Consider the following 26,279-nt stretch of genomic DNA (forward strand, 5'->3'; position numbering starts at 1 on the left):
GCTGCGATCCGGCGGGGGCAGCGTGAAGACATCCGTCGGGTCTGTCGCTTGCTCCTGGCGCGCGTGGGCCTGTCGCGCTCGTTCTCTCGCCCGCGCCCTGGACCTGGCCTCGCGTCGTTTCTGGCTGTTGCGTCCCATGTCGCGCACCGTAGGTTCCGGCTCCGACACCGTGTGAAAGAGCCGCACGCGTCCCGGACATGAGAGAGCGTGGACCCCGTGCACCCGCCCGACGACGCCGACCGGCAGGCCCGGTTCACCGCGCTGGCCCGCGCGGTGGTCGATCCGTTGCGGGCCTACCTGGTGCGCCGTGCGCCTGCCGACGCCGACGACGTCCTGGCCGAGGTGCTGCTCGTGTTGTGGCGCCGCCTCGACGACGTCCCTGCCGAGGCCCGGCTCCCGTGGTGCTACGGCGTCGCCCGCGGGTGCCTGGCCAACGCCCGCCGGGCCGAGCGACGACGGGCGCGGCTCGCGGACCGGGTGTGGGGTGAGCGTGTGCACGAGCCCGGGCAGGACGAGCCGGCGTACGACGATCTGCACGCCGCCCTGCGCCGGCTGCCGGAGGGGGAGCAGGAGCTGCTGCGGCTGTGGGCGTGGGAGGAGCTCGAGCCGCGGGAGATCGCGGTCGTGTTGGGCATCAGCCCCAACGCGGTGAGCATCCGGCTGCACCGGGCACGGCGCCGGCTCGCTGCGCTTCTCGGCGAAAGCCCGGCACCCCAGCCGGACAGGAGCAGGGTGAAGGGAGGGGGAGCATGACCGACGACGAGCTGCGCGCACGACTGCAGCGAGCCGACCCGGCACGCTCCACGCCTCCCGGACCCGATCTCGACGCGCTCCTGGAGGCCACGATGAGCAGCACCCTGACCCCGCGCCAGGCACCGGCGCCCTCGCCGACCCGACGGCGCACCACCTTGCTGACGGCCGCGGCCATCGCAGCGGCGGCCCTCGGCGTGGCCACCTGGACCCAGCTGGGCGGCGACGACCCGGAGCCGGCGGCCGCACCGACCGTCCTCGAGGTCGAGGCCCCGGGTGAGGAGGCGGCCATGGCGATGTGCCTGCCCTTCGACCTCGCGACGCTCGCCGGCTACGCACCGGCCTACGACGCCACCGCCGTGGCGGTCGAGGGCGGTCGGGCGCGGATGGAGGTCAACCGCACCTACGCCGGTGCGCCGGTCGACGAGCTGGTCGTGCGCAGCCTGGGCGCGACCTCGGTGGCGCTGATCGGGGGCATCGGGGAGGTCGAGGTGGGCCAGCGCTACCTGCTCTCGGTCGAGGACGGGACGATCACGGCGTGTGGCTACTCCGGCCCCTGGAGCGCTGAGTACGCCGCGCAGTGGGAAGAGGCGTACGGCGGATGAGGGTCACCCTGAGCGTCCCTCAGGGGTGAGCCGGGGCGAATCCCGGTAGCGCCGGTCCAGGCGCTGCGCGAGAGTGAGGCCATGACCTCGGTAGCCCCTGCGCCCGCGCGTGCCGTCGCCGCCCGCATCCGTGACCTGACCAAGACCTACGGCACCGGAGCCGCCCGGGTGGTCGCGCTCGACGGCGTCTCGGTCGACCTCTACGCCGGTGAGTTCACCGCGATCATGGGCCCCTCCGGGTCGGGCAAGTCGACGCTGATGCACTGTGCGGCCGCGCTCGACGCCGCCGACAGCGGATCGGTGGAGATCGACGGGACGCCGTTGGCGGGGATGAAGGACAAGCAGCTGACGGCACTGCGCCGCGACGCGCTCGGGTTCGTCTTCCAGTCCTTCAACCTGGTGCCGACGCTCACCGCGGAGGAGAACATCACGCTGCCGCTGGCGATCGCGGGACGCAAGCCGGACCCGGAGTGGTACGCCACCGTGCTCGACGCGGTCGGACTGCGCGAGCGGCTCAGCCACCGACCCAACGAGCTCTCCGGGGGGCAGCAGCAGCGGGTGGCGGTCGCCCGCGCCCTGGTGTCGCGCCCGACGATCGTGTTCGCCGACGAGCCCACCGGCAACCTCGACTCGCGCTCGGGTGCCGAGGTGCTGGCGCTGCTGCGGCGTACCGTCGCGGAGTTCGGCCAGACCGTCGTCATGGTGACCCATGACCCGGTCGCGGCCGCTCACACCGACCGCGTCGTCTTCCTCGCCGACGGGCGGGTCGTCGACGAGCTGCGCGAGCCCAGCCGCGAGTCGATCATGGAGCGGATGGCGGCCTTCGACGTCGCGGGTCCCGGCGCATGATCCGGGTCGCGCTCCGCAGCCTGCTGGGCCGCAAGGTCCGGCTGCTCATGAGCACCTTCGCGATCGTGCTGGGTGTGGCTTTCGTGGCCGGCACGTTCATGTTCACCGACACGCTCAACCGGTCGTTCACGTCGATCTTCGCCTCCTCCGTCGGCGACGTCGTCGTGCAGCCGAGCGACCGCGCCGACGGCATGACGACCACCGGCCTGACCATCCCGGCCGAGGTTGTCGCGACCCTGGCGCAGGTCGACGGGGCGGCGCGCGCGGACGGCAACGTCACCTCGGTCGGCACCTTCGTCGTGGACGCGGGTGGCAAGGTCGTCGGCGGGCAGGGCGCGCCCGGCCTGGGACTGTCGTTCAACGACGCCCCGGCCGGGCACGGTCTCGAGGGACTGCGCATCATCGACGGCAAGGTGCCCGAGGGCATCGACGAGGTTGCGCTCGACGAGCGCACCGCGGAGCGCGCCGGCTACGGCATCGGTGACACCGTCCAGCTCGTCACCAACGGCTCGCGCCCGAGTCTGAAGCCCACCTTGGTCGGGACGGTGGGCTACGGCGACGGGGGCGGGCTCAACGGCGCGACCATGAGCGTCTTCGACACCAGGACCGCCCAGGAGCTCTTCCTCGACGGGGCGGACGCCTACTCCGACGTGTGGGTGACCGCCGCCGACGGCGTCAGCCAGGAGGAGCTGCGCGATGCGGTCGAGGAGGTCGTGCCCGAGGAGTACGCCGTGCTCACCGGCGACGAGGCCGCCGACCAGAGCGCCAGCGAGCTGCTGCAGGCGATCTCGTTCATCACGACGTTCCTGCTGATCTTCGCCGGCGTCGCGCTGGTCGTCGGGTCGTTCCTCATCGTCAACACCTTCTCGATCCTCGTGGCGCAGCGGGCCCGCGAGCTCGCCCTGCTGCGGGCACTCGGGGCGTCGCGACGTCAGGTGACCGGCTCGGTGCTGCTGGAGTCGCTGGTGCTGGGCATCGTCGGCTCCACGCTCGGACTGCTTCTGGGCATCGGGCTCGCCCACGGCATCCGTGCGATCACCGCCACCGCCGGTCTCGACCTCACCGGTCCGTTGGTCTTCGCGCCGCGCACGGTCGTGGCGGCGTACGCCGTGGGCATCGTGGTCACCGTCGTGGCGGCCTACCTGCCGGCGCGGCGGTCCAGCCGCATCGAGCCGGTGCAGGCGTTGCGCGACGACATCGCGCTGCCCGAGGGATCCCTGCGCAGGCGCTTCGTCGTGGGCGTCGTCATGATCGGCGTCGGCGCGGGTGCGATGGCGGTCGGGCTGGTCACCGACGTCGGCAGCGCCGGGTGGTGGGTCGGGGCCGGTGTGCTCACCGTCCTGCTCGGCACCGCAGCAGCGAGCCCGGTGCTCTCGCGGCCGCTGCTGGCGCTGGCATCGGCGGTCTACCGTCGTGCCTTCGGGATGGTCGGCACGCTGGCCGGTCAGAACGCACGTCGCAACCCACGGCGCACGACAGCCACCGCGTCCGCCCTGATGATCGGGCTGGCGTTGGTCACGACGATGTCGATCCTCGGCACGTCGGCCAGCGCCTCGGTGGACCAGACGATCGAGGAGAACTTCTCCGGCGACGTCGTGGTCTCCAACGCCGTGGGTACGCCGTTCTCGCCCGCGGTCGGCAGGCAGTTGGCCGAGGAGCCGGCCGTCGACGTGGTGAGCCGGGTGCGGTTCGGCATGGCGCGGATCGACGGTGCCGAGGAGTTCCTGCTCGGCTTCGACCCGGAGTCCATCGCCGACATCGTCGTGTTCGAGATGCTCGACGGTCGGGCGAACCCGCTCGGCGAGCGCGAGCTCCTCGTGGCCGAGGACGAGGCGGAGGACCTCGGACTGGCGGTCGGTGACGAGCTCGAGGTGCAGGTGCCGCGCGGCACGCAGACCTTCACCGTGGCCGGGATCTACGCGCGCAACGCGTTCGCCGGCGGTGCACACCTGGTCTCGGTCGACGCGATGGTCGCGGCCGGCTACCCCGACGAGGACAACACGCTCTTCCTCACCGCTGCCGGCAGTCAGGAGGACCTGCTCGAGGCGGCGCGGGAGGTGACCGCCGACCTGCCACTGGTCTCGGTGAAGGACCAGGCCGACTACGCCGAGGAGCAGCGGGCGCCGATCGACCAGCTGTTGCTGCTGATCTATGCCCTGCTCGGCCTCGCCCTGGTGATCGCCGTGCTCGGCATCGTCAACACCCTCGCGCTGTCGATCATCGAGCGCACGCGCGAGGTCGGACTGCTGCGCGCGGTCGGGCTCAGCCGGCGTCAGCTACGACGGATGATCGGCCTGGAGTCGGTGGTGATCGCACTGCTCGGGACGCTGCTCGGGCTGGTGCTCGGCGTCGTCTTCGGGCTGTCGCTGCTGACCGCGCTGGCCGACCAGGGTCTCGAGGCGGTCGTCGTGCCGTGGGGCCAGCTCGGGGCGTTCGTGGTGGCGGCGGTCGTCGTCGGGATCCTCGCCGCACTCGTGCCGGCTCGGCGGGCGGCCCGGCTCGACGTGCTCCGGGCGATCGCCACGGAGTGACCGTGGCCGAGGCCGCAGCAGGACGCGGCGAGGACGAGTCCGCCGCTCTCAGGGCGCGTCGACGCAGGTGACGGTGGCGAGGACCTCCTGCGGCGACCCCGCGTGGTTGGTCACGAAGACCGCCCATCCGGTGGGGTCACCGGCACCGGACCACCAGACGCCGGTGCCGGCAGCGGGTGCGAAGGTCCGGACCTCGATGTCGGGGTCGGCGTCGTACCCGCCCGCGAGTGCCACCTTGTCGCTCGGACAGGACACGATCATGTTGCTGTCGTCGTCCGGGGCGATCGACCCCGACGTCATCGTCCTGACCTCCAGGCCGGAGAAGCCACCCGCCGGTCCGACCGGTCCCGCCGGTCCCGCAGTGTCGGTAGTGGCGATCTGGGCGCGCAGCGCCGGGTGCAGGTGGCGCGGCCGCACGGCGGCGTCGGCGACCTTGTTGGCGCGGACCGCGCCCTTGGCGATCCGGGCAGGCTTGACCGCGCCCTTCGCCAGGTGCCGGGTCTTCACCGCGCCGGGCTGGATGTCCTTCGCCGTGACCGTCTGCACGGCGTAGGCGCTCCCGGTGCCCAGCGCCAGGGCCAGTGCCAAGGTGGACGCCACGTCGGCGTACCGGGGCCGACGCAGCCTGCGGCGCAGACCACCGGCGAGGCGGGAGGGGAGGCAGGAGTCGGACATGGATGCTCCTTCGGTGGACAGGGTGTCAGCCGAGGACGCTCGGTCCAGTCTCCGGAGAGCGGAATGGTGAAAACCTGGCCATGACGCCGACTCGCGGCTGGCCAGGTGCGGGGTCAGTCAGCCGTCGGTGCCCCACACCTCGCGGAGCTCCGCGCGGCTGCTGACTCCGAGCTTGCGGAAGGCGGAGGCGAGCTGGTTGGTGACCGTGTTGACCGAGACACCGTTGAGCTCGGCGATCTCCTTCGAGGTGTAGCGACGCGCGGCGAGGTCGGCCACCTGCCGCTCGCGCTCGGTGAGGGTCGCCGGGCGCGGCGGGCCCGTGGACCACAGCGCCATGCCCGGCACGTCCGCGCGCAGCGCGTCGGACGCCGTCTGGTACCGCCGCGACGTCAGATCGGTGCCGCCCGTGCGCTCGGTGCTCCGCGCCATCCACGCCCAGGTGTCGGCAGCGGTGGTCACGACCCCGAGCTCGCGGGCATCGGCGGCAACGGCGTCGAGCGTCTCGACGTCGGAGGTCGACATCGCGTCAGCGTGCCGGGTGAGCAGGCGCAGCAGCCCTCCGCCGGCGCGGGAGCGTGCCGTCCGGAGGACGTCCGCCGCCTCGTCGACCTGGTGACCCAGGCGCGCGGCGCAGTGTGCGGTCATTCCGCCGAAGAACGTGTGCTGGGCGTCGTCGAGCAACCACTGAGCCGTCGTCATGAGCCGCTCGGCGGCGGCAGCCGGTCGTCGGTCCTCCTTGAGCTGCCACGCCTCCGACCAGCTGGAGAGCATCACCACCTTCGGGTCCGCTGTCGCCGGCTCGGGAATGCTCTCGACCAGCTTGCGGGCCTCCACTGGTCGGTCGGTGGCTGTCGCCGCGGCGGCGGTCAGAGCGAGCGCGGGGGCGTGCAGGCCGGTGCTGTCGCGCCAGGCCAGGTGGGCAGCCGCCGACCGCCCGAGCTCGTACGCGCGGACCGCGTCGGCAGACAGCAGCTCGAGGAATCCCAGTGCGTACTCCCAGACACCGAGGTCCTCCGGCGCGTCCTGCTGCGCGGCGGCGATCTGCTGCTCCAGCCGCGCACGGGTGGCCAGCACGTCACCGGTGTAGGACAGCGCCATGGACGCGGTGAGGTCGATCAGGGTGCTTCCCCCGGGCACCATGGCGACCAGGTCATCGGGCACGTCGCGGAGCCGGGGCAGGAAGGCCACGGCGTCCTGGAGCGGTCCGGCGATCACTCCGGACACCCCTGCGGTGATCAGGCCGACGACGCTCTCCGGGCTGGAGACCCCGTCGGGCGCACTGATCGGCCCGCCGCCCATGCCGGCCACCATGCTCCACCGCACGCTGGCGCTTTGGAGGTGGGCGAGGCACTCCGGGTCGTCCACCGATCCCTCCGCAGTGCGAAGGACCGCCAGCGCGCCCTCGCCGTCGTGGCGCCGGAGGGCGAGATGTTCGGCATGCGCGAGCGCGACGGCGGTGCGCTCCGGGTCGCTCCGTGCACAGTCACGAGCTGTGGCGAAGTGCTCGTCGGCGGCGGAGGCCAGCGCATCCTCCTCCATCCCGAGCACGGACGCGGCCATCCCGGCGATGCGATGTGCGTGCGCGCGCGTGCGGTCCGTCGCGATGACCGCGGTGGCAGCACGCAGGGCGAGCCGTTCGTCGAACGCGCCGAGTGCGTGCTCGGCCAGGCCGAGCAGCGCATCGACGTCGACCGGCAGGTCGTGGTCGAGGGCGAGCAGCTCGGCCTGTCGCCGGGACCGCGGACGTCCCGTCGTCGCCTCCTTCCTTAGGATCGCGACGACCTCGCCGACGAACTCGTGCCACAGCGCCGTCGAGCAGCGGGAACGGAGATACTCCGCGTCGAGGGGGTGCGACAAACCCACCCACCCACCCGGCGACGGCTCGATGACATCGGCGCGGGCGAGCGCGCGTCGTTCGGCGTCACCGATCGCGTGCGCCGGAAGCTCGCGCGCGATCGCCAGCAGGGTGGCTGCGTCCAAGCTCGCCTGGTCGAGTCCCTCGAATCGTTCGCCGACGAGCTGAGCGAGGCGGGGCGTCGGCACGGGAGTGCCGCGCAGGTCCCAGCCGTGCTCGGTCTCGACCAGCCGCCCGCGCAGCACGGAGCCGCGGATCACCTCGCGCAGGTGCAGAGGGTTGCCCCTGCCAGCGGTCAGGACGTCGGTGAGGGTTGTCGGGGTCAGGTCCCCCTGGAGCTCGGCGCGTACCAGCTCTGCGGCCTCGCCGTCGGACAGTGGTGCCAGGGGCCACTCGGACAGGTCGCCGCTGTCGTAGAGCCGGCGGATCGGACCGGGAGAAGTGGTGAGGTCCTGGGCGCCCAGGATCGCCGGAAGTCGGGTGGTGGCGACGAGGTGGACGACGACGTGCAATGAAGCCTCGTCGAGACAGTCCACGTCGTCCACGATCAGCACCGTCGACGTGCGCCGTCGGGAGAACGCGTCGATGATCGCGGCGGGGGAGCTCAACGCGTCCTCGGGCAGGTCGGCGGCGCCGGTGAACGCGCCCAGCGGGATCGTGGCTCCCGCACCGCTCCCGGAGAACATCGGCGCGTAGCGGCCGGCACGGCCCAGCGCACTGCTGGCGGCTCGCAACAGGTAGGTCTTCCCGCTACCGCGATCACCGGTCAGCAACAGCGCTCGACGTGATTCAAGACCGCTCAACAGGAGTTCGGTCCGGTCCGTCGCAGACCGGTCATCAACAGTCGACACGCGTCACTTCCCACCCGTTCGGAGCGCCGGCGGACATCGACCTCGCACATGGCATACATCTGACTATGGCAGCGCTCGTGGCCGGGACTATAGCGTCGCCGCGCAGTTCTGCGGGTGGTTTCGCCAGGTTTGCGGCGACCCGCGCAAACCCCTGTCGAGGAGATGTGATGTTCGTACGCCGTATGCCCGCCCGCACCCGCCGCGCCACCGGGATTGCCGGCGTCGTGGCTGTCGCCGCCGTGCTCGCCGGCTGCGGGGGTGACAGCTCCGCCGACGACGACGCCGTGGGCGCGGCGGCGAACGAGTCAGCGGCCGAGCAGGCGACCGACGGCGACGACGGGACCGACAGCGGGACCGATGGCGGGACCGATGGTGGGGCCGGGAGCTCCGACCACCTCGACGACCTCTACGCCGACAGCCTCCACGACGCGGTGACGCCGGCGGCGGCGGGCACGGCCTACATCGAGATCGGCGGAGAGCGCTTCGAGTTCACCACGGTGGACTGCTCGGTCTATGAGACCCCCGGCGCGGCGTACGTGCGGATCACCGCCTACGACGACACCGATGGCGCCGGGCACAAGCTGTACTTCGACCGGACGGTCGGGCCCGACATGGGCTGGAGCTTCGAGGACGAGAAGGTCCAGCTCGCGCTGATGACGACGCTGCCCGGTGAGAACGAGACCGGTGCGGTCAGCAACTCGATGGCCCAGTCGCAGCGTGACCTGGACTCCGATATCGAGTGGCTCAGCGGCAGCGCCGACGCCTCGCCGATGATCCGGGCCGTCGGCTCAGAGGTCACCGCCAGCGGCGTCCTCCAGCGCGTGCCCGGAGCACCGGAGCCGCTGGAGGGCGAGTTCGTCGCTGCCGGCACCTGTTCCTGATTCCCCTTTTCCGCACTCATCGACCAGGAGAGCCACATGAGAAGAGTCCGTCCCATCGGCGTCGCTGTGGCGAGCACGATGCTGCTCCTGCTGACCGCCTGCGGAGGCGATACGGACGACTCCGACGGGGGCGCCGACCAGTCCGCGGAGGAAGCCACCGTCACCGAGGACGCTGTTGAGACCGACGCCGCGCCGGAGGAGGCCGTGGAGGAGGCAGAGACGCCACCCGGGGCCAGCGCCGAGCAGGGCATCGTGATCGTCGACGGCACGGAGTATTCGATCACCGAGCTGCGCAACTGCGAGCCGCTCGACGACGGGGTCTTCGAGCGCGAGCTGGAGCTGCAGGGTCTCGGTGAGGCAGACGGGGAGCGGGTCCAGATCGACGTCTACCTGCAGCAGGCGAACGGGGTCGACCTCCACGAGGTCTCCTGGTCCGGCCCCGAAGGCGTGTTCGGCGGCCCGGAGAACCCGAACATCACGCTCGACGCCGCCGGCACCAGCGTGCGCGGGGTGGCCACTCTCGTGGACGGCATGACGCAGACAGAGACCGTCCAGGTGGACTTCGACCTTGCGGTGCCGGCGGAGACGATCGCCTGCCGCTGACCGGCGTCGGGTCCGGGCGGCCGGTCAGAGCCGGCCCAGTGGGGCGACCTCGATGCCGCTGACCTCGCACACCCAGGTGGGGTCGGGGCCACCGAGGTCGGGGTGGATGTAGAGCGGGTGCGGGTCGAGGTGGTCGCACGCCGTGCACAGCGGCCACTTGCCGCGACTGGTCAGCAGCGCGTCCTGCAGATCCTGCGCGACCAGCCCGGCGACGTACGGCGCTCCCTCGGTCCACTGCTCGGCCCACCAGCGCCTGATGGCGACGGCGTCCTCGAGCGCGGACACGGTCTCGGCGTCCGCGGCGCCGGTCGCCTGGAGGTCACGCAGCACCAACGCGCGGGCGTCGGCGAGCACGGGGTCCGGGGTGTCCATGCCCTCCATGGTGGCGGGTCGGTGCGAACATGGGCCCATGACCTCCGGTTCTGCGACGACTCCGGCGCCGAGCGCGCTGCTCGAGGTCGCCGTGCTCGGGCCGCGCGACGTCGCCGGCGCGCTCGAGGGCGGTGCCGACCGCCTGGAGCTCGCCGTGCCGACCGACGGTGTCGGGCTGTCCCCGGAGCCCGCGCTGGTCTCGGCCGTGTGCCGGGAGGCCGAGGTTCCCGTGCGTGTGGTGTTGCGCCTCGACGACAGCTTCACCACGACCGGCGGTGAGTTCGCCAGGCTGGTCGGTCTCGGAGACACCTACGTGGGCCTCGGCGCAGAAGGCGTCGTCTTCGGGTTCCTCGACCGCGACCTGGAGGTCGACGTCGACACCTGCCTGGCACTCGCCGAGAAGCTGCAGCACGTCCCGTGGACGTTCTCCGACGCCGTCGACGCGGTGCTCGAGCCGCGGCGGGCCTGGCGCCGGCTGACCGGGTTGCCCGGCCTCGACGCGGTGAAGTCCGGCGGCTCGCCACAGGGACTGGACGTCGGGTACGACGACCTGCTCGCGCTCGCCGCCGATCCGGACGTCGCGCGCGTCCTGATGCCGGCCGCGGGTCTGGCTGCCGAGCACGTGCCGTGGTTCGTGCGCGTCGGCGTACGCCAGTTCCACCTTGGCCCGCAGGCGCGACCCGGCGGGTCGCCCAAGGCGTACGTCGACGCGGCGCTGGTGCGGTCGTGGCGGCTGCTGCTCGACGACGCCGTCGCCGCCACGCAGCGCTGACGGCCTGAGGTGAGTGGCCCATGATCCTCATCGACCCGCCGTCGGTGCCTGCCCGCGGGCGCTGGTGGTCGCACCTGATCAGCGACACCTCGCACGAGGAGCTGCACGCCTTCGCCGCGCGGCTCGGGATTCCGCGCGTCGCCTTCGACCGCGATCACTACGACCTGCCGGCCGACCACTACGAGGCCGCGCTCGCCGCCGGCGCGGTCGCGGTGTCACCCAAGGAGCTCGTCGCGCGGCTGGCCCGCTCGGGACTGCGGCGGGCGAAGTACGCCGTACGCCCGCGCCGGCTCGCGCCCGGCGACAACGTACGCGTCGTGGCCCCGTCGGGTCCGGCGCGACCCGATCGGGTCGCGGCGGGCGTCGAGGTGCTGGAGTCGTGGGGGCTGCGCGTGCAGCTCGCCGAGGGTGTGGGACGCAGGGGTCCGATGCGCTACCTCTCGGCCGCGGACGAGCAACGCGCCGCCGACCTGCAGCAGGCGTGGTGCGACCCCGAGGTGTCGGCTGTGTGGGCGACGCGGGGAGGCTATGGCGCGCAGCGCCTGCTCGACCTGCTCGACATCCCCGTGATGGCGGCGGCCGAGCCGCGCCTGCTGGTCGGCTACTCCGACGTCACCGCGCTGCACCGCGCGGTCGGCACCCGCCTCGGTGTCGCGAGCCTCCACGGACCCGGTGTCGCTGCCCTCGGAGACCTGTCGGAGTCCGCTCGTGCGCGGCTGCGCAGCGTCGTGCTGGACGGGGGAGCGACGGAGCTCGCGGGACGGTGGCTGGTGCCGGCGCCGGCTGCGGTGGCCGGCCCGTTGGTGGGCGGCAACCTCGCGGTCCTGGCCGCGGCGGTGGGCACGCCGGAGGCCGGCTCGGCGCGCGGGGCGGTTGCCCTGCTCGAGGACGTCAACGAGCCGCCCTACAAGATCGACCGGCTGCTCACCCAGCTGCTCCGCTCGGGGTGGTTCCGGGGTGTGCGGGCGGTCGTGTGCGGCGGCTTCACCCGGTGCGGGGATCCGGCGGACGTGGAGTCGGTGCTGCGCGACCGGCTCGTGGATCTCGGCGTTCCGATCGTCGTCGGGCTGCCGATCGGGCATGGTGAGGAGAACGCGCCGGTGCTGCTGGGGGCGCGCGCCGAGGTGCGGGTCGACGCCACCGTGCGGGTCGTGGGCCTGCGCTGATCCTGCGGCTACTCGGCCCGCAGCGGCGAGGCGTCGACGGCGTCCGGACCGTGCCCCCGGCGTACGACCTCTGCCCGTGCGCGGTCGATCCCGCCGTGCTCGAGCGCGGCCACGTCGGAGGTGTCCTCCCACACGATGCGGCCGCAGCGTCGCACCGTGACGTGCAGCGTGGCACCGAGGTGCTCGATGGCCCCGGGGACGTTGCGCCGCGCGGCCGGCAGCGGGACCGGGAGTACGTGGGCGCAGGCGAGGTCACCGGTGCCCTCGATGTCGACGGCCCACTGGGCGCTGCGTCCGTGGAGGACCCAACGCTCGTCGGTGACGTCGGCGCGCACCGGCGAGACGACGGGGTCACCGAGCCGGATCAGCCGGCCGTTCGGGAGGAGGACGACGACGGCGGTGACGGTGGTGCGCAGTGGGCCGGCCGTGACCTGGCCGCCGGCGAACGCGACGCACGCACCGCGATCGCCGAAGCCGTGCGCCTGACCCCACCACCAGGAGTCGGGGAAGCCCTCCTTGCCCCAGTTCTTCTCGCCGTAGACCGACCAACCCTCGAGGTCCCAGGTCTCCGAGCCGACGACGGCCTGGCCGTGCGCGGTGCCGCCCAGGAGCCACGGGTGCCAGTACTGATTGAGGCCAGGGATCATCTGCGCCACGCTCGACCCGCCGACGCTGCGCCGTGACCAGGGCACCGGGGCGCTGATCGTCGCCTCGATCCTGGCGTCGGGACCGAGGTCGACGTCCAGATGGTCCGCGGTCCCGCGGAACGCATCGCCGGCGTACGCCCCGAGATGGTCGGGGTCGGCCTCGCCGACGGGGTGGGCGACGGTGCGGAGGAAGCCGTGCGGGTGGGCGGCGACACCGAGGGTCGACCAGTGGCCGTCGGCCGCGCGGTTGACGCCGTTGAGCGCGATCAGCACGCGTCCCGAGGACGGGTCGGTGAAGCGCCAGAAATACCCCTCCATCGCCACGCCGTGCGCGGGCAGGGGGTCGCCGAAGAACCCGTCGGCGCCGGTGGCGCGGTACGCCGTACGCACGGGTGCGAGCGCGTCGCGCAGCCTGATCATCGCTGACCCGTCGCAGAGATGTGGATTCCTGCCTCGAACCCGTCGTCGGTGGCGCCGGCGAGTCCTCCCAGCGCGCCGACCAGGACCCCGACCGCGACGAGGTGGGTGATGGATGGTCTGTTCGCTGCGGGCTTGTTGTTGCGGTGCCAGGCGAACCACGCGGACTGGTGGAACCGCCAGAGAGCCACCAGGCAGACGACGGTCGTGAGGAGGGCCGCCGGGAGGAGGACGCTCTCCCGGTCCTCGAGCGCACCGCCGTCGAGGTGCTCGATCAGGGCGACTGTCTCGGCGAGCGCGCTCAACCCGAGCACGATCCAGGCGAGCACGAGCCGGATCGTCCGCGCCCGCACGACGCCGGCGGAGACGAAGCCGAGGAGCAGCATTCCCAGCAGGACCGAGCCGATGATCGAGACCTCGTTGTCGGAGCGCACGCCTCGATCGAGAAGGAGCACGAGCTGGCCCGCGAGCGATGCCCAGGCCACCACCCAGATCGAACGCGGAAGCGCAGGGGTGGGGCCGGCCCACGTGTAGTCCTGGGAGTCTCGCACCGGCACATCCTGGCACCTCGGCGCTGCCGTGACGTGCGGATCGTTGTGCGGACGGTCGTTGTCGGTGCCGTCTGGTTGAGTCCGGGTATGGCAGAGATCTCGGGTGGCCAGGTCATGGATCGGGGCGGGGCGCAGCGTCCTTCGCATCCGGTGCTGACCTGTGTCTCGCGGGTGCGCGCAGCACTTGATGAGGTCGCCGATATTGATCCGTTGTTCGCCACCACCGAGGCCAAGAAGGCCATGCTCACCGAGCTGACGGAGCTCGCTGACCGGGTGGTGGCGTTGCGCAACGAGGTGTTGGCGGCTGCCGATGATGTTGCCGCTGACACCGCTGCTCGGCGTACGGCGAACTGGGTGGCCGATGTCACCCGCGAGCACCCCGGACGTGTCGCGCATGCTCAGGACCTCGGCGAGGCGCTGCGGGTCCGCTACCAGGTGCTGGGTGCAGCCGTACGCGACGGACGAGTCCGCATGAGCCAGGCCGAGATCATCGTCAAAGCCCTCGACAAAGCACCACCCTCCGCTCCGCGCGAGCTCCGCAGACGGGCCGAGACCGACCTGGTCGAGCTCGCACAGAAGTGGGGACCCAAAGCACTCACCCGCCTCGCCGACCGCGTCTGGTCCCACCTCGATCCCGAAGGGTTCGCCGACCACGAGCGCGAACAGCTCGAGAAGGAGCTCCGCGAGGCCGAAGCGCAGACAAAGATGACGATCCGCCACCGCGGGGATGGCACCGCCGACATCACCGCGCGGATCCCGCGGCACTACGCCAAGCGGCTGCGCGGCTACCTGGAGGCGTTCACCGCACCCCGCCGCGAGACCGCCCTCACCGAGGCCCTCAAGGCCAACGGCACAAGCATCTTCGGCATCGAATCCGTCGCCACCACCGACGAGGCCACCGGGGCGAAGCTGTCGCACGAGCGGGTGCTGGGTGAGGCGTTCTGTGCGTTCCTCGACGCCTACGACCCCAACAAGCTCCCCCAGCACGGCGGGATGGCCACCACCATCATCGTGCGCATCGATCTCGACGACCTGCGCGATGGACTCGGCGCCGGGTTGCTCCCGGATGACGGCACGATCCCGGTCTCCGAGGTCCGCCGCTACGCCTGCACCGCCGGGATCGTCCCCGCGGTGCTGGACGGCGAGGGCGAGGTCCTCGACCTGGGTCGCACCCAGCGGCTGTTCTCCGCCGCGCAACGCAAGGCACTCGCGTTGAAATACCCCACCTGCGCCGCGCAGGGATGCACGATCCCCGCCCGCTGGTGCGAAGCACATCACGCCGGAGACCCCTGGTGCGAGGGCGGCCGCACCGACCTCGACGACGGGGTGCTCTTGTGCTCCTGGCACCACCACCGCGTCCACGACCCCACGTACGACAACACCCGCCACGCCGATGGCTCCTACCGGTTCCACAGACGCACATAGACCGCGCACCGACGACGAAGCCAGGCAACTGTTCGCAGGGACGACGCGCCCGCGCGGGCGTAGCGTGCTCGCATGGTCACCAGGATCGACAACGTCGGGATCGCCGTGCGGGACATCGAGGCTGCCCTCGCGTTCTTCACCGATCTCGGCCTGACCGTGCTCGGGCGGGCGACCGTGAGCGGCGCGTGGTCCGATACCGCGGTCGGGCTCGACGGCAACCACGCCAAGGTCGCGATGCTGGAGGCACCCGGTGGCGGCCGCGTGGAGCTCTTCGAGTACCTCCACCCCGCCCCGATCGAGACCGAGCCCACGCGGCCCAACGAGATCGGCATGCACCGTGTCGCGCTCGCCGTCGACGACATCGACGAGGCGCTCGCGATCGCGGCCCGGCACGGGTGTCACCCGTTGCGCGGTGTGGCGACCTACGAGGACGCCTACAAGCTGACCTACGTGCGTGGTCCGAGCGGGATCATCGTGATGCTCGCGCAGGAGCTGAAGGGTTGAGCGCTGCACCCAGGCGCGGATCCGCGCGGAAGATCCGCTCGTAGATGCTGCGCACGACCTCCTGCTTGCGCCGGTTGTAGTCCATGACGTGCTCGTCATCACCGGTCGCATCGGCGGCGGCGAGCTTGGCGGCGGCATACAACTCGCGGTCCTCGGCGTGCCCGCGAAGGTGGTCGCGGAACAGCCGGTGCCGGACCACCTCGGGAGAGTCCGGGCCGAAGACGTGGATGTTGGCGGCGGGGTCGGTGCCCCGGAACACGCGATGCTCGTGCCAGCCGGGCTCGCGCAGGACGAAGAGGAAACCCGCCTCGCGCAAGGGCTCTGCATAGGCGGCCTCGTCGGCCGGGTCGGGCACGACGAGATCGACGTCGATGACGGGCTTCGCCGGCAGCGGGACCGACGTGGAGCCCACGTGCTCGATCGCGAGCACGAGCGGTCCGAGCGCCGTACGGACACGGGACTCGAGCTCGGCGTAGGCGCTCGCCCAGCCAGGGTCGACGTCGACGACATCCGGCTGCCCCGGCGTGAAGCCGTCGACATCGACGAACTCCACCGGGCCGTTGCCACCGGTCTCCCAGTCCCGCACGATCGCCAGCGCACCGAGCTCGTCCGCGAGGTTCGCTCGGGCAGTCGGCTCCCAGGTGCGCGCCGTGGGGGTGTGGAAGAGCCGAGGACGCGCCAACAGGTCGGCCAGCACCTGGCTTCGTCCGCGGATGAAGTCCTGGTCGGGGACGTGGGCGTAGTCGCGTCGTACGCCGCGGCGGTAGTCCAGATAGCGCTGGGGTGCCGCGGCCAGGATCGCGAGGTCGGCGTCGACCAGGACCTGCCCAGACAGGTCGGCCTCGGCCGGAGCGTGCGTTGCCGTGAGGCGGACGAGCCGCGCGGTCTCGGCGACGGTCGCCGGATCGACGACCGACGCGAGCGCCTCCTCGGCGAGGGCCGCCGAGGCTTCTTCGTCCTCGCCTGGGGCGCCGTCGTAGACGGCATCGTGGAACCACGCGGCCAACCGGACGGCGTCCGGATCCGCGACGGGGTGCGCGGCGAGGAGCTCCTCGATGCGCGCGAGGACCTCCGTCAGGTGCGTGGTGTCGTGGTAGCCCCGCGCGGGGTCGGCGTACGCCGCGAGCAGCCGGTCCCGGACCTCCGGTTGGGAAGGCAGCGGCCAGTGCACGAGCGACTCAGGAAGCGGTACGGCGTTGGGCGTTGCCCGGCGCCATCGCCCAGCGGATCGTGCCGGTGGCGGCGGCGCCCAGGGCGCGCACCACGGTGTGCTCGGCGACCGGGAGGTAGGGCAGGCGTAACGGCCACCGGGTCCAGCGCGGCATCAACCCGACGGCGGCGGCGACCAGCACGCCGTACGCCGGGCGGGCGGCGAGGGGGAGCGGCGGGCGGAAGAGGAGGTAGGAGACGGCCTCACGCGCGTACGCCGTCGAGGCGAGCTCGGGGCGGTAGGCATCGAGGACCTGCGCGAGCTCCGCCTCGGTGGTGGGCGGCGCGATGACGCCGAGACGACGCGCGACCTCGGCGGTCTGCGCGACGTAGGTGTCGCGCTCGGCCTGGTCGAGCGGCTTCGCGCCATAGGTCTGGTGGGCGCGCAGGAAGCTGTCGATCTCCGCAGCGTGGACCCACGCGAGCAGGTGCGGGTCGTCGGCGCGGTACGGCGTCCCGTCCGGCATCGTGCCGGTGATCGAGCGGTGGATACGGTTGATCATCGCGACGGTCCGTTCGGCGTCGGCCGCGGTGCCGAAGGTGGTGACGGCGATGAAGGAGCTGGTGCGCGCAAGCCGGCCCCACATGTCGCCGCGGTAGCCGGAGTGCTCACCGACCGCGGTCATCGCGGCCGGATGCAGCGACTGCAGCAGGAGCGCGCGGATCCCGCCGACGAACATCGACGCATCACCGTGCACCCGGGTGATCGGGCTGCCGGCCTCGAACCAGCGCGGCCCCGGGGTGCCGTGGATGCGCTCGGCCTTCTGTGGCCCGTCGGGCCCGGCGACGCGGAGGAACAACGCCTCGCCGAGGCGGGTGCGGGCCGGCTCCAGGAGGGTGCTCATGGATCCAGCATGCCCGAACCAATGTGACACGATGAATGTTACATAGGCATTGACACGGTTCTCGGCGGGTACGACGATTGGGTGAACCCGCCGTCGATGACGGCCTCGAGCAGAGGAGTTGAGCATGGTCGCCGAGATCGCTCCCGAGCGCACCCGTCCCATGTCCAGTGCCATGTCTGTGGTGGACGAGATCGACCTGGACGCCCCGGAGATCCCCGAGGGCCTGTCCGACGAGGAGTACCGCGCCGTCCTCCACCGGCTCTCCGTGGCGTCGGTCGAGCGCAAGTTCGACGCGTTCGCCGACATCGACTGGGACCACCCCGACTTCGAGGTCAAGCACGACGACCCGCGCTGGGTCCTGCCGATGGCCGACCCGCTCGGCCGTTCGGAGTGGTACCGCTCCCAGCCGCAGGACAAGCAGATCGCGATGGGGCTGTGGCGTCAGGCCAACGTCTTCCGCGTGGGCTGGCAGTTCGAAAACATCCTGATCCGCGGGATCATGCAGCACGTCTTCAGCCTGCCGATCCACAGCCCGGAGTACCGCTACCTCATGCACGAGGCGACGGAGGAGTGCCACCACACGCAGATGTTCCAAGAGGCGGTGAACCGGATCGGCATCAACGTGCCGGGCATGCCGTTGTGGATCCGCGCGCTCAGCCCGACGTTCTCGCTGTTCGCCAACCGCTTCCCGGTGGTGTTCTTCAGCGGCGTGCTCGCCGGTGAGGAGCCCATCGACCACGTGCAGAAGGCGATCCTGCGCGGTCGCGAGGAACTGCACCCGATGATGGGGCGGATCATGGAGATCCACGTCGCCGAGGAGGCGCGCCACATCTCCTTCGCCCACGAATACATCAAGCGCATGTCGCCGCGCCTGAAGAAGCGTCAGCGCTTCATCGTCTCGCTGATCTACCCCGTGCTGATGCGCATCCTGGGCGATGCGATCCTCGTGCCGCCGAAGGAGTTCCGTCGCGAGTTCGACATCCCCGACTCCGTCATCAAGGAGCTCTACTGGGATGCGCCGGAGTCGCGCAAGATGCTCAGCGACGTCTTCGCCGACGTGCGTGCGCTGGCGGAGGACGCCGGGCTGATGAACCCGGTCGCCCGTCGCTGGTGGCGCTTCTTGAAGATGGACGGTCGCCCCGCGCGCTTCCGCAGCGAGCCGCCCGTCCAGTTCGCCGCCTGACGCCGTGCGCGTCCCCTGAGTCGAGTCGAGTCCCCGTGCCCCACGTCGTCACCCGGTCCTGCTGCGGCGACGCCTCGTGCGTCTATGCCTGCCCGGTCAACTGCATCCACCCGACCCCGGACGAGCCGGACTTCGGGACCGCCGAGATGCTCTACATCGACCCCGCGTCCTGCGTGGACTGCGGGGCGTGTGTGAGCGCCTGCCCGGTCGGCGCGATCAAGCCGCACACGGAGCTGACCAGCAGTGAGCTGGCGTTCATCGACATCAACGCCGCCTTCCACACCCCGCCGGCCCCGCGGCCCGTGCAGGCTCCGGTCACCCCCATCCGCCGCGCCGATCCTGCGCGCGGGCCGCTGCGGGTGGCGATCGTCGGCTCCGGACCGGCCGCGCTGTATGCCGCCGACGAGGTGCTCAAGCAGGACGGCGCTCAGGTGTCGGTGATCGAGCGGCTGCCCGTGCCCTACGGACTCGTCCGGTCCGGCGTCGCGCCCGACCACCCCGACACCCGCCAGGTGACGAAGCTCTTCGCCACGATCGAGGCGGAGGAGGGATTCTCCTACCACCTCGGTGTCGACGTGGGGCGCGACGTGCGGCTCGCCGACCTGCTCGCCCACCACCACGCGGTCATCTACGCCACCGGCGCATCCGCCGACCGGCGGTTGGGAATCGAGGGCGAGGACCTGCCCGGCAGCGGGACGGCGACCGCGTTCGTCGGGTGGTACAACGGCCATCCCGACCACGCCGACCTCGCGCCCGACCTCGACGCCGAGCGGGTCGTCATCGTCGGCAACGGCAACGTCGCCCTCGACGTCGCCCGCATCCTCGTCACCGATCCCGAGCGGCTGGCGCGCACCGACATCGCCGACCACGCCCTGGAGGCATTGCGGCACAGCGCGGTGCGCGAGGTGGTCGTGCTGGCGCGGCGCGGAGCGACCCAGGCGGCGTACACCCTGCCCGAGCTGACCGGGCTGCTTGCCCGCGACGACATCGAGGTCGTCGTCGACGGCGACCTGTGCCTGGACCCTGAAACCGTACGTCGCCGCGCCGCCGGCGAGCTGGACGCCACCGCCGAGCTCGCCCTGCAGGCGGTCGAGTCGTTGCCGCCCGCGACCCTCCCGCGCGGGAGCCGGCGGCGCATCGTGCTCCGGTTCGGCGCTCAACCACGCCGGATTCTCGGCGTGGATCGGGTCGCCGGTATCGAGATCGAGCGCACCCAGGTGCGCACCGAAGACGGTCGCGCCGTTGCCGTGCCGACCGGTGAGGTCGAGCAGATCGAGGCCGGCGCGGTGCTTCGCTCGGTCGGCTACCGCGGTGTCGCTGTTGCCGACCTGCCGTTCGACGAGCTCACCGGCACGGTGCCCAACGCGCTCGGCCGCGTCGAGGTGCCGGGCGTCTATGTCGCCGGGTGGATCAAGCGCGGGCCGAACGGCTACATCGGCACCAACAAGTCCTGCTCCGCAGAGACGGTCGACAAGCTGGTCGAGGACTTCAACGCGGGCCTGCTGCCCGCGCCGACGCGTCCGCTCAAGGACTTCGCGGCACTCGTCCGCCGTGCGCGGCCCGACGTCGTCGACGGCACCGGTTGGCGGCGCATCCGGCGCTTCGAGCAGGCGTGGGGTGAGCGCGACGGCCGCCCCGCACGACGCCTCGTCGACCCGGCGCGGATGCGGGAGATCGCCTCCTCGTCGCGAGCATCGCTCCCTGCCTGAGAATTTAACGTTAACCACCATTGACATGAAATCTGCGTGGGGCGTTCACTGAACAGGTGAGCAGCCGTCCCTACGCGATGACCGCGCGTGCCGAGGCGGTCGAGCGCACCCGGCGGGCAATTCTGGATGCGACGATCGCGCTGCACCTGAGCCGACCGGCGAGCTCGATCGGGCTGGGCGACGTCGCCGACCGCGCCGGGACCAGCGTGCAGACCATCCTGAGACACTTCGGCAACCGAGCGGCGTTGATCGAGACCGCCCTCGTCGAGGCCCAGCAGGAGGTCGTGGCGGAGCGGCGGGCGCCGGCCGGCGACGTCGCGGCTGCTGTCGCACAGGTCGTCGCACACTACGAGAAGCGCGGTGACGGCGTCCTGGTCCTGCTCGCGCAGGAGGGGCAGGAGGAGTTCGCCACCCGCGTGGTGCGCGACGGCCGGCGGATCCATCGCGCCTGGGTCCGCGAGGTCTTCGCACCGCTCCTGGTCGGTCGAGCAGACGCCGACGAGCTGATCGACCTGCTCATCGTGGCGACGGACGTCTACACCTGGAAATTGCTGCGCCGGGACCGCCGCCTCTCGCGGCGCGCGACCGAGGCCGCCGTACGCCGGATGGTCGAGGCGCTGCTGCGGGAGGAGGGGTCGTGAGCGAGATCGTCTTCGTGACCTGGGACGGTGGGGGCAACGTGCCACCGGCACTCGCGCTCGCCGGTGGTCTCGCCGACCGCGGACATGCCGTGCGGTTCATCGGCCACGCGGCGCAGCGAGAACCGCTCAACCGTGCGGGTTTCGAGGTGATCGACGCGCCGCGGGCACGGTCCTTCGACGCAGCCGGACCGCACTCGATGATGTCGTTCGTCCGGACCTTCGGCGACCGGGGGATGGGGCGTGACCTGTGCGCCACGCTCGAGCGCCGACCCGCCGACCTGGTCGTCGTCGACTGCTTCCTCATCGGGGTGATGGACGTGCTGCGGCGCCGGGGGATCGACTTCGTCGTCCTCGAGCACCTCTACGACGCCTACTTCCGCGCGGGCGTCCTGGCTGGACCGCTGGCCCTGGCGCTGACGGCGAGCGGACGTCGACCACGCCGTGCGGTGGCGGCCGCACGGTCGCGGCTCCTGACCACCCTGCCGGCGCTCGACCCCGTCGACGACCCGCAGGTCCGTCAGGTGGGTCCGGTGGTCGACGGCGCCACGGTCACGTCGGAGGAGCCGCTGGTCCTGGTCAGCCTCAGCACGTTCGGCTTCCCCCGGATGGCCGACTGCCTGCAGCGCGTCGTCGACGCGTGTGCGGGGCTGCCCGACCGGGTCGTGGTCACCACGGGCCCGATGATCGCCCCGGACGAGCTCCGCGTGCCGGCGGGCGTCGAGGTGCACCGGTTCGTCCCGCACGCCGAGTTGCTTCCGCACGCGACGCTTCTGATCGGGCACGGCGGTCACGGGACGACGATGCAGGCGCTGGCCCACGGCGTACCGGTTGTGGTGATGCCGATGGACCCGACCACCGACCAGCCCCAGGTCGGGGCCAGCCTGGAGGCCATCGGTGCGGGACGGGTCGTTGCGAAGGACGCGAGCGTCGCGGAGCTGGCGACCGTGATCCGGGAGCTCGCCGCACCAGGCCCGCACCGGACCGTAGCCGCGGAGCTCGCAGCGACGATCCGCGCCACCGACGCGGTCGCCGCCGGTGTCGCCCATCTCGAGGAGGTCCTCGCGCAGCCGCTGCGGGCGTGAGCCGCGGCCGCGCCGTACGCTCGCCCCGTGCAGGTGCTGGTGGTCGACGCTGCGAACGTCGTCGGCGCGCGTCCGGACGGGTGGTGGAAGGACCGCGCCGGTGCCGCGCGACGGTTGCACGAGGCACTCATGACCGCCGACCTGCCCCACGACGAGGTCGTGCTCGTCTTGGAGGGCAAGGCCAAGGGTGGTCACCGCGCCGGTCGCGACGGACACGTGCGCACGGTGCACGCCGCAGCCGATGGCGACGCCGCGATCGTCGAGGCGACGCGCGATGCCGTCGCCACCGGGGCCCGGGTCACGGTCGTGACCGCCGACCGCTTCCTGCGGGCGCGGGTCGAGGGCGCAGGTGCCCTCAGCGTCGGGCCGACCTGGCTGTGGGACCAGATCTGAGGCGCGAGCTCAGCCGACGTGGTCCTGCCAGGCGGTGGTGAGCGCCTGGGTGAACGCCTCGACCGGTTGCGCACCCGAGACGGCGTACTTGCCGTCGAAGACGAAGAACGGCACCCCGCTGATGCCGATCTGCCGGGCGAGGGCGATGTCGGTGTCGACGGCGTCGCTGTGGGCGTCGGAGTCGATCACCGCGAGCGCCGCGTCCCGATCGAGTCCCACCTCGGCGGCGAGGTCGGCCAGCACCTCGCGGTCGCCCGTGTGGAGACCGTCGGAGAAGTACGCGCGGAAGAGACGGTCGACCAACGCGTGCTGCTTGCCGTGCTCGGCGGCGAAGTGCGTGAGCCGATGGGCGGTGCGGGTGTTGGTGGCGATGGCCTGGTCGGTGTGGAAGTCCAGACCGACGGAGGCGGCGCGGGCGGACACCTGGGCGTTCATCGACTGCGCCTGCTCCCGCGACATGCCCTTCTCCCGGGCCAGCAGCTCGTTGAGGTCGGCCGCTTCACCGTGCGGCAGGTGCGGCATCAGCTGGTAGGAGTGGTAGCGGATCTCGACCGGCTGCTCGAACTTCTCCGCGGCCTGCGCGAGCAGCGCGTCGCCGATGTAGCAGAACGGGCACATGACGTCGCTCCAGACGTCGACCACCACGGCGTCGGGGCGGGTGGGGAACGGCGTGCTCATGCGCAGTTCCCGTCGATGTCGCAGACGCCTGCGTCGTCAGCGCCGGCGAGGGTCGTCAGCACAGGTACGGCGGGCGTCTCGGGGCCCTCGGGCGCGGAAGCGGCGCGGTCGGTCGTCATGCAGCGAGAACCTCCGCGGGCGAGCGGGTATTCCGGCGGGGGAGGGCAAGGGCCGTTGCCAGCACCAGCAGGACCGCCCCGGCGGCGAGCACGACGACGGGCAGGTCGGTCGGGATGCCGAGGTGCACCGTGATGCCGAGGATGCGCGAGAGCCCCCATGGCAGCAGGGACATCTGGTCGTTCCACGCCGTCAGCGCCTGCTCCAGTCCCACCCCGGCGAGCAACCCGCCGACGGCCGCCGCGCCGAGACCCAGCACCGCGAGGAGCGCGGCAACCGCGCGTCGTACGCCGACCTGCGGCGCGAGCGCCCACACCAGCGCGGCGAGCACCCAGCCCCATCCGAGTGCGGCGACGACGAGGTACGCCGTACGCACGCCCGGCTCGGTCCAGAACGAGAACCAGTAGCCGCCCGGTCCGCGAGGCGCGAGCACGGCCAGCAAGAGGAGGCAGCGCAGGAGCACGGATCCGCCGAGGGCCGCGACCACCGGCCATGCGTTCTGGCGGCGTACGGCGAAGGCGGTCACTGCGGCCAGGGCGAGCCAGCCAAGGCCCGTGACGAGCAGGTGGGTCGGCGCGGCGAACCAGATCAGCACAAGCCGGCTGCCGACCAGGGCGAGGACGGGCACGGCGAGCAGTGCGATGCGCTGCGTTCGGGTGAGGCCGGCGACCGCATCGGCGGCCCGCCACGGGCGGAGGCCGGCGGCGAGCAGTGCGCGTGCGGCCCCGCGTCGCCGGACGACGCCGACGGCCAGCCAGCCGACCAGCACGACGAGCCCGATCCGCGCGAGCCACGCCATCAGCAGGTCGCGCTCGGCACGCTCCATCCCGATCCGCGCCGGCGTGAGGTTGAACGCCGGGTGGTCGAGGTCGCTGCCATAGGTGCGTTCGTGGTTCGCCGCGACGGAGGTGAACCGGTCCCGTGCCGCCGCCCACTCCTCCCGACCATCGCCGGTGTCGAGCCACCGGCCATGCCGCAGCACCATCGTCCGGTAGGAGGCGAGCAGTTCGAAGAGGTCGACCTGGAAGGCGAGGGAGTCGACGAAAGCGTTGCGCAGAGCGGGATCGCGCCACGTGGCCGGATCCGTCGCTGCGAGGGTGTCCCGCATCCGGGTGGCGACCGCGACAGCGTGCTCACCCTCGGCGATCGCTTCGTCGAGCCGGTCGCGGCTGACGGAGTAGATGATGTCGAGCACGGCACTGTCACCGGTAAGGATGTCCCACTCGAAGATCCACATCATCGGTGGCGGCTCGAGACCCAGGGCCCGCACGCGCAGGTCGGCGTACGGTCCGATGTAGAGGCCCGTGCTCACCGCCTCGCGTGAGGCCGCCATCACCTCGCCGATCAGGGCGACCGTCGTCGGCGACGTCGAGAACCACCGCCGCGCCCAGTCGGCTGTCACCTCCGCAACATCGACGTCGGGGTCGCGCGCGAGGCGTGCGGCCAGCTGGGTGTTGAGGTCATAGAGCTGCCAGAAGCCCTCCGTGAGCATCAGCGACATCGGTCCCGCGCGCCACGGGCCACCGTCCTGCGTCCACGTCCAGACGCCCTCGATCCGGGGGTTGGCGGTGAGGAAGCGCTGCAGCGCCTGTTGATAGATCACGCCGAGGTCGTTGGGGATCGACCCGAAGACCTCGAACTCCCGGCGACTCTGGAACTCGATGATCCGCCGGTGCTCACCCTGGGTGAGGGTGTCGTTGAGCGGGAGGTGGGAGTAGAAGTCGCCGAGGGTGTACTTCGTCGACACCACCAGGTGCTCGGAGTCGATGCCGTCGAGGACCTCGGCGTACGACGCGGGGTTGGTGTGCATGTCGCCGACGGCACCGACGCCGACGCTCCAGCTGCGGAAGACCACGTCGGTGTCGGTCTCCTCGCCGACCTCCGTCAGTGCCTGGAGCATCGCGCGCACGGCCGGCACCGTGCGCACCTCGAGCGCGGAGGAATAGTCCCACTCGGGCAGGTCGTAAACCGGTCCGGCCTCGCCGATCCGGATCACCACCCCCGCCAGCCACGGCATCGCGGCGTACACCTCGCGGAAGCCCTGCGCGTAGACGTCCCAGAGCCGGGCGTCCTCGGTGTCGGTGCCGAACCGGTCCTCGAGGTACGCCGCCAGCGGGGTGCTGAGCGCGAGCATGTCGGTGCGCAGGTGGACGTCGAGCCCGAGCTCGTCGAGCTCGCGCCACAGCGGACCGAACGCCTCGCGCATGGCCTCGGCGCGCGCGACGTGGTCGTCGTCCTCGCCGTAGACGCCGAGCCCGTCGAAGGTGACGTACTCCAGGAAGCCCGGCACCGCGATCGCGTTGTAGCCCGCCGCGAGCACGTGCTCGGCGTACGCCAGGACACTCGTCCGCGCCTCGGCGAGCGCGTCCGCGTCGACGTACGGCGCGTCGGGCAGGATCACCTGCTCGAACGCGCGGCTGATGTGGGAGTAGTCGTCTCCGGACGCCCACTGGTCCGGATCGGGCTCGACACCGGCGGCGCCCAGGTCGACCATCCGGAACGGCAGTCGTGAGGTGACCTCGCGTCCCAGGTCCTGCGCGACCGGGCGCCCGGCGCGGACCCGCTCGGCGAGGTCGTAGATGCCGCGGACCGCACCGGTTGTGCTCGCGCCGTCGATGCGCAGGTCGTCGGCCGAGCCCCGAAGCGTGTAGGTGTCGGACGCGTCGTCCCCGCCGCCGGCGACGACGCGCAGCGTCGCGGTGCCGCGCGTCTCCGGTGCGTCGGCGACCGCTGACTCGAGCTCCCTCAGCGCCAGCTGCGTACGCCGGTCGTCTGGCGCGGAAGTCACGGTGATCCGGGGCGGCGCGACGTGTGGGCGGGCCGGGGCCGGCTGCGGGTCCTCCACCGGTACGTCGACCGGCTCGGTGCTGATCGCCAGCGTTCCGCCGACCGCCCACGCCGCCGTGCCCCCGAGCCCCGCCAGCAGGGCCAGCACGAGCACGACCTGCAGGATCCGGGCAGAGCGCAT

General features: G+C 71.9%; 25 protein-coding genes. 15 read left to right on the plus strand and 10 right to left on the minus strand.

The genetic code is table 11. The annotated features are described in order from the left end of the window. The first annotated feature begins 207 nt into the window (after positions 1-207). The 4 genes from J2S59_RS09530 (at position 208) to J2S59_RS09545 (ending at position 4,735) form a co-directional block, all read left to right on the plus strand. A complete protein-coding gene (locus J2S59_RS09530) occupies positions 208-753 on the plus strand; it encodes an RNA polymerase sigma factor (protein ID WP_068117063.1) in 546 nt (181 codons plus the stop codon). Next, entirely contained in the window at positions 750-1,355 is a 606-nt protein-coding gene (locus J2S59_RS09535; RefSeq protein WP_068117064.1) for a hypothetical protein, read from the plus strand. The genes J2S59_RS09530 and J2S59_RS09535 overlap by 4 nt, the downstream gene beginning before the upstream one ends. 81 nt (positions 1,356-1,436) lie before the next feature. After that, a complete protein-coding gene (locus J2S59_RS09540) occupies positions 1,437-2,204 on the plus strand; it encodes an ABC transporter ATP-binding protein (RefSeq protein ID WP_068117065.1) in 768 nt (255 codons plus the stop codon). Beyond that, a complete protein-coding gene (locus J2S59_RS09545; protein ID WP_306825045.1) occupies positions 2,201-4,735 on the plus strand; it encodes an ABC transporter permease in 2,535 nt (844 codons plus the stop codon). Before J2S59_RS09540 ends, J2S59_RS09545 begins: the two co-directional genes overlap by 4 nt. A 48-nt stretch (positions 4,736-4,783) precedes the next feature. Here J2S59_RS09545 and J2S59_RS09550 read toward each other — a convergent pair whose 3' ends face one another. Continuing rightward, positions 4,784-5,410 carry a hypothetical protein gene (locus J2S59_RS09550; RefSeq protein WP_306825046.1) on the minus strand — a complete coding sequence of 209 codons (627 nt, stop codon included), beginning with the start codon at positions 5,408-5,410 and terminating at the stop codon, positions 4,784-4,786. A gap of 117 nt (positions 5,411-5,527) precedes the next feature. After that, positions 5,528-8,116: a helix-turn-helix transcriptional regulator gene (locus J2S59_RS09555; protein WP_370871482.1), complete on the minus strand. Its 2,589-nt coding sequence runs from the start codon at positions 8,114-8,116 to the stop codon at positions 5,528-5,530. 167 nt (positions 8,117-8,283) lie between these two features. On the opposite strand from J2S59_RS09555, the gene J2S59_RS09560 reads away from it, so the two are divergent. Next, a complete protein-coding gene (locus tag J2S59_RS09560) occupies positions 8,284-8,997 on the plus strand; it encodes a hypothetical protein (RefSeq protein WP_181641629.1) in 714 nt (237 codons plus the stop codon). 36 nt (positions 8,998-9,033) lie between these two features. After that, on the plus strand, positions 9,034-9,600 hold the full coding sequence (locus tag J2S59_RS09565) for a hypothetical protein (protein WP_181641628.1): 567 nt from the start codon (positions 9,034-9,036) through the stop codon (positions 9,598-9,600). 24 nt (positions 9,601-9,624) lie between these two features. On the opposite strand, the gene J2S59_RS09570 is transcribed toward J2S59_RS09565, so the two are convergent. Then, entirely contained in the window at positions 9,625-9,972 is a 348-nt protein-coding gene (locus J2S59_RS09570) for a DUF8819 family protein (protein ID WP_181641627.1), read from the minus strand. A 37-nt stretch (positions 9,973-10,009) separates the two neighbouring features. Here J2S59_RS09570 and J2S59_RS09575 point away from each other — a divergent pair, with 37 nt between their 5' ends. Together J2S59_RS09575 and J2S59_RS09580 are read left to right on the plus strand one after the other, a co-directional pair. After that, positions 10,010-10,744 (plus strand): copper homeostasis protein CutC, encoded by a 735-nt coding sequence (locus tag J2S59_RS09575; protein ID WP_068118244.1) that lies wholly within the window; start codon positions 10,010-10,012, stop codon positions 10,742-10,744. 20 nt (positions 10,745-10,764) lie between these two features. After that, a complete protein-coding gene (locus tag J2S59_RS09580; protein WP_306825047.1) occupies positions 10,765-11,910 on the plus strand; it encodes a DUF4031 domain-containing protein in 1,146 nt (381 codons plus the stop codon). Between the two features lie 8 nt (positions 11,911-11,918). Here J2S59_RS09580 and J2S59_RS09585 read toward each other — a convergent pair whose 3' ends face one another. Next, positions 11,919-12,977 carry a tocopherol cyclase family protein gene (locus J2S59_RS09585; protein ID WP_068123425.1) on the minus strand — a complete coding sequence of 353 codons (1,059 nt, stop codon included), beginning with the start codon at positions 12,975-12,977 and terminating at the stop codon, positions 11,919-11,921. Then, the gene (locus J2S59_RS09590) at positions 12,974-13,525 is read right to left on the minus strand and encodes a hypothetical protein (RefSeq protein WP_068123428.1); all 552 of its coding nucleotides are present in this window, start codon (positions 13,523-13,525) and stop codon (positions 12,974-12,976) included. The genes J2S59_RS09585 and J2S59_RS09590 overlap by 4 nt, the downstream gene beginning before the upstream one ends. 87 nt (positions 13,526-13,612) lie before the next feature. Here J2S59_RS09590 and J2S59_RS09595 point away from each other — a divergent pair, with 87 nt between their 5' ends. Together J2S59_RS09595 and J2S59_RS09600 are read left to right on the plus strand one after the other, a co-directional pair. Further along, positions 13,613-14,950 (plus strand): HNH endonuclease signature motif containing protein, encoded by a 1,338-nt coding sequence (locus J2S59_RS09595; RefSeq protein WP_306825048.1) that lies wholly within the window; start codon positions 13,613-13,615, stop codon positions 14,948-14,950. 72 nt (positions 14,951-15,022) lie between these two features. Next, positions 15,023-15,454 carry a VOC family protein gene (locus tag J2S59_RS09600; RefSeq protein ID WP_068125054.1) on the plus strand — a complete coding sequence of 144 codons (432 nt, stop codon included), beginning with the start codon at positions 15,023-15,025 and terminating at the stop codon, positions 15,452-15,454. Here J2S59_RS09600 and J2S59_RS09605 read toward each other — a convergent pair. Then, positions 15,420-16,625 carry a GrpB family protein gene (locus tag J2S59_RS09605; protein WP_220138643.1) on the minus strand — a complete coding sequence of 402 codons (1,206 nt, stop codon included), beginning with the start codon at positions 16,623-16,625 and terminating at the stop codon, positions 15,420-15,422. The two genes, J2S59_RS09600 and J2S59_RS09605, sit on opposite strands and share 35 nt — an antisense overlap. Positions 16,626-16,632: 7 nt before the next feature. After that, on the minus strand, positions 16,633-17,508 hold the full coding sequence (locus J2S59_RS09610) for an oxygenase MpaB family protein (RefSeq protein WP_306825049.1): 876 nt from the start codon (positions 17,506-17,508) through the stop codon (positions 16,633-16,635). A gap of 124 nt (positions 17,509-17,632) precedes the next feature. Between J2S59_RS09610 and J2S59_RS09615 the strand changes: the two genes are divergently transcribed. From J2S59_RS09615 to J2S59_RS09635, 5 genes are read left to right on the plus strand one after another with little or no spacing between them, the layout of a single operon-like run. After that, positions 17,633-18,691 carry an AurF N-oxygenase family protein gene (locus J2S59_RS09615; RefSeq protein ID WP_246360430.1) on the plus strand — a complete coding sequence of 353 codons (1,059 nt, stop codon included), beginning with the start codon at positions 17,633-17,635 and terminating at the stop codon, positions 18,689-18,691. A gap of 35 nt (positions 18,692-18,726) precedes the next feature. After that, on the plus strand, positions 18,727-20,400 hold the full coding sequence (locus J2S59_RS09620) for an FAD-dependent oxidoreductase (protein WP_306825050.1): 1,674 nt from the start codon (positions 18,727-18,729) through the stop codon (positions 20,398-20,400). A 56-nt stretch (positions 20,401-20,456) separates the two neighbouring features. Then, complete coding sequence (locus tag J2S59_RS09625) at positions 20,457-21,041, plus strand: TetR/AcrR family transcriptional regulator (RefSeq protein WP_306825051.1); 585 nt, start codon at positions 20,457-20,459, stop codon at positions 21,039-21,041. After that, positions 21,038-22,123, plus strand: a complete 1,086-nt coding sequence (locus J2S59_RS09630) for a glycosyltransferase (protein WP_306825052.1) — start codon at positions 21,038-21,040, stop codon at positions 22,121-22,123. Before J2S59_RS09625 ends, J2S59_RS09630 begins: the two co-directional genes overlap by 4 nt. Before the next feature lie 27 nt (positions 22,124-22,150). Then, positions 22,151-22,516 carry an NYN domain-containing protein gene (locus tag J2S59_RS09635; RefSeq protein ID WP_068116409.1) on the plus strand — a complete coding sequence of 122 codons (366 nt, stop codon included), beginning with the start codon at positions 22,151-22,153 and terminating at the stop codon, positions 22,514-22,516. 9 nt (positions 22,517-22,525) lie between these two features. Here J2S59_RS09635 and J2S59_RS09640 read toward each other — a convergent pair whose 3' ends face one another. From J2S59_RS09640 to J2S59_RS09650, 3 genes are read right to left on the minus strand one after another with little or no spacing between them, the layout of a single operon-like run. Next, positions 22,526-23,194 (minus strand): DsbA family oxidoreductase, encoded by a 669-nt coding sequence (locus J2S59_RS09640; RefSeq protein WP_068116410.1) that lies wholly within the window; start codon positions 23,192-23,194, stop codon positions 22,526-22,528. Next, positions 23,191-23,313: a hypothetical protein gene (locus J2S59_RS09645; RefSeq protein ID WP_281366681.1), complete on the minus strand. Its 123-nt coding sequence runs from the start codon at positions 23,311-23,313 to the stop codon at positions 23,191-23,193. Before J2S59_RS09645 ends, J2S59_RS09640 begins: the two co-directional genes overlap by 4 nt. Beyond that, complete coding sequence (locus tag J2S59_RS09650) at positions 23,310-26,279, minus strand: hypothetical protein (protein WP_068116412.1); 2,970 nt, start codon at positions 26,277-26,279, stop codon at positions 23,310-23,312. The genes J2S59_RS09645 and J2S59_RS09650 overlap by 4 nt, the downstream gene beginning before the upstream one ends.

Origin of the sequence: Nocardioides massiliensis (genome assembly GCF_030811215.1) — a bacterium.
In the GTDB taxonomy this organism is placed as follows: Bacteria; Actinomycetota; Actinomycetes; order Propionibacteriales; family Nocardioidaceae; genus Nocardioides_A; species Nocardioides_A massiliensis.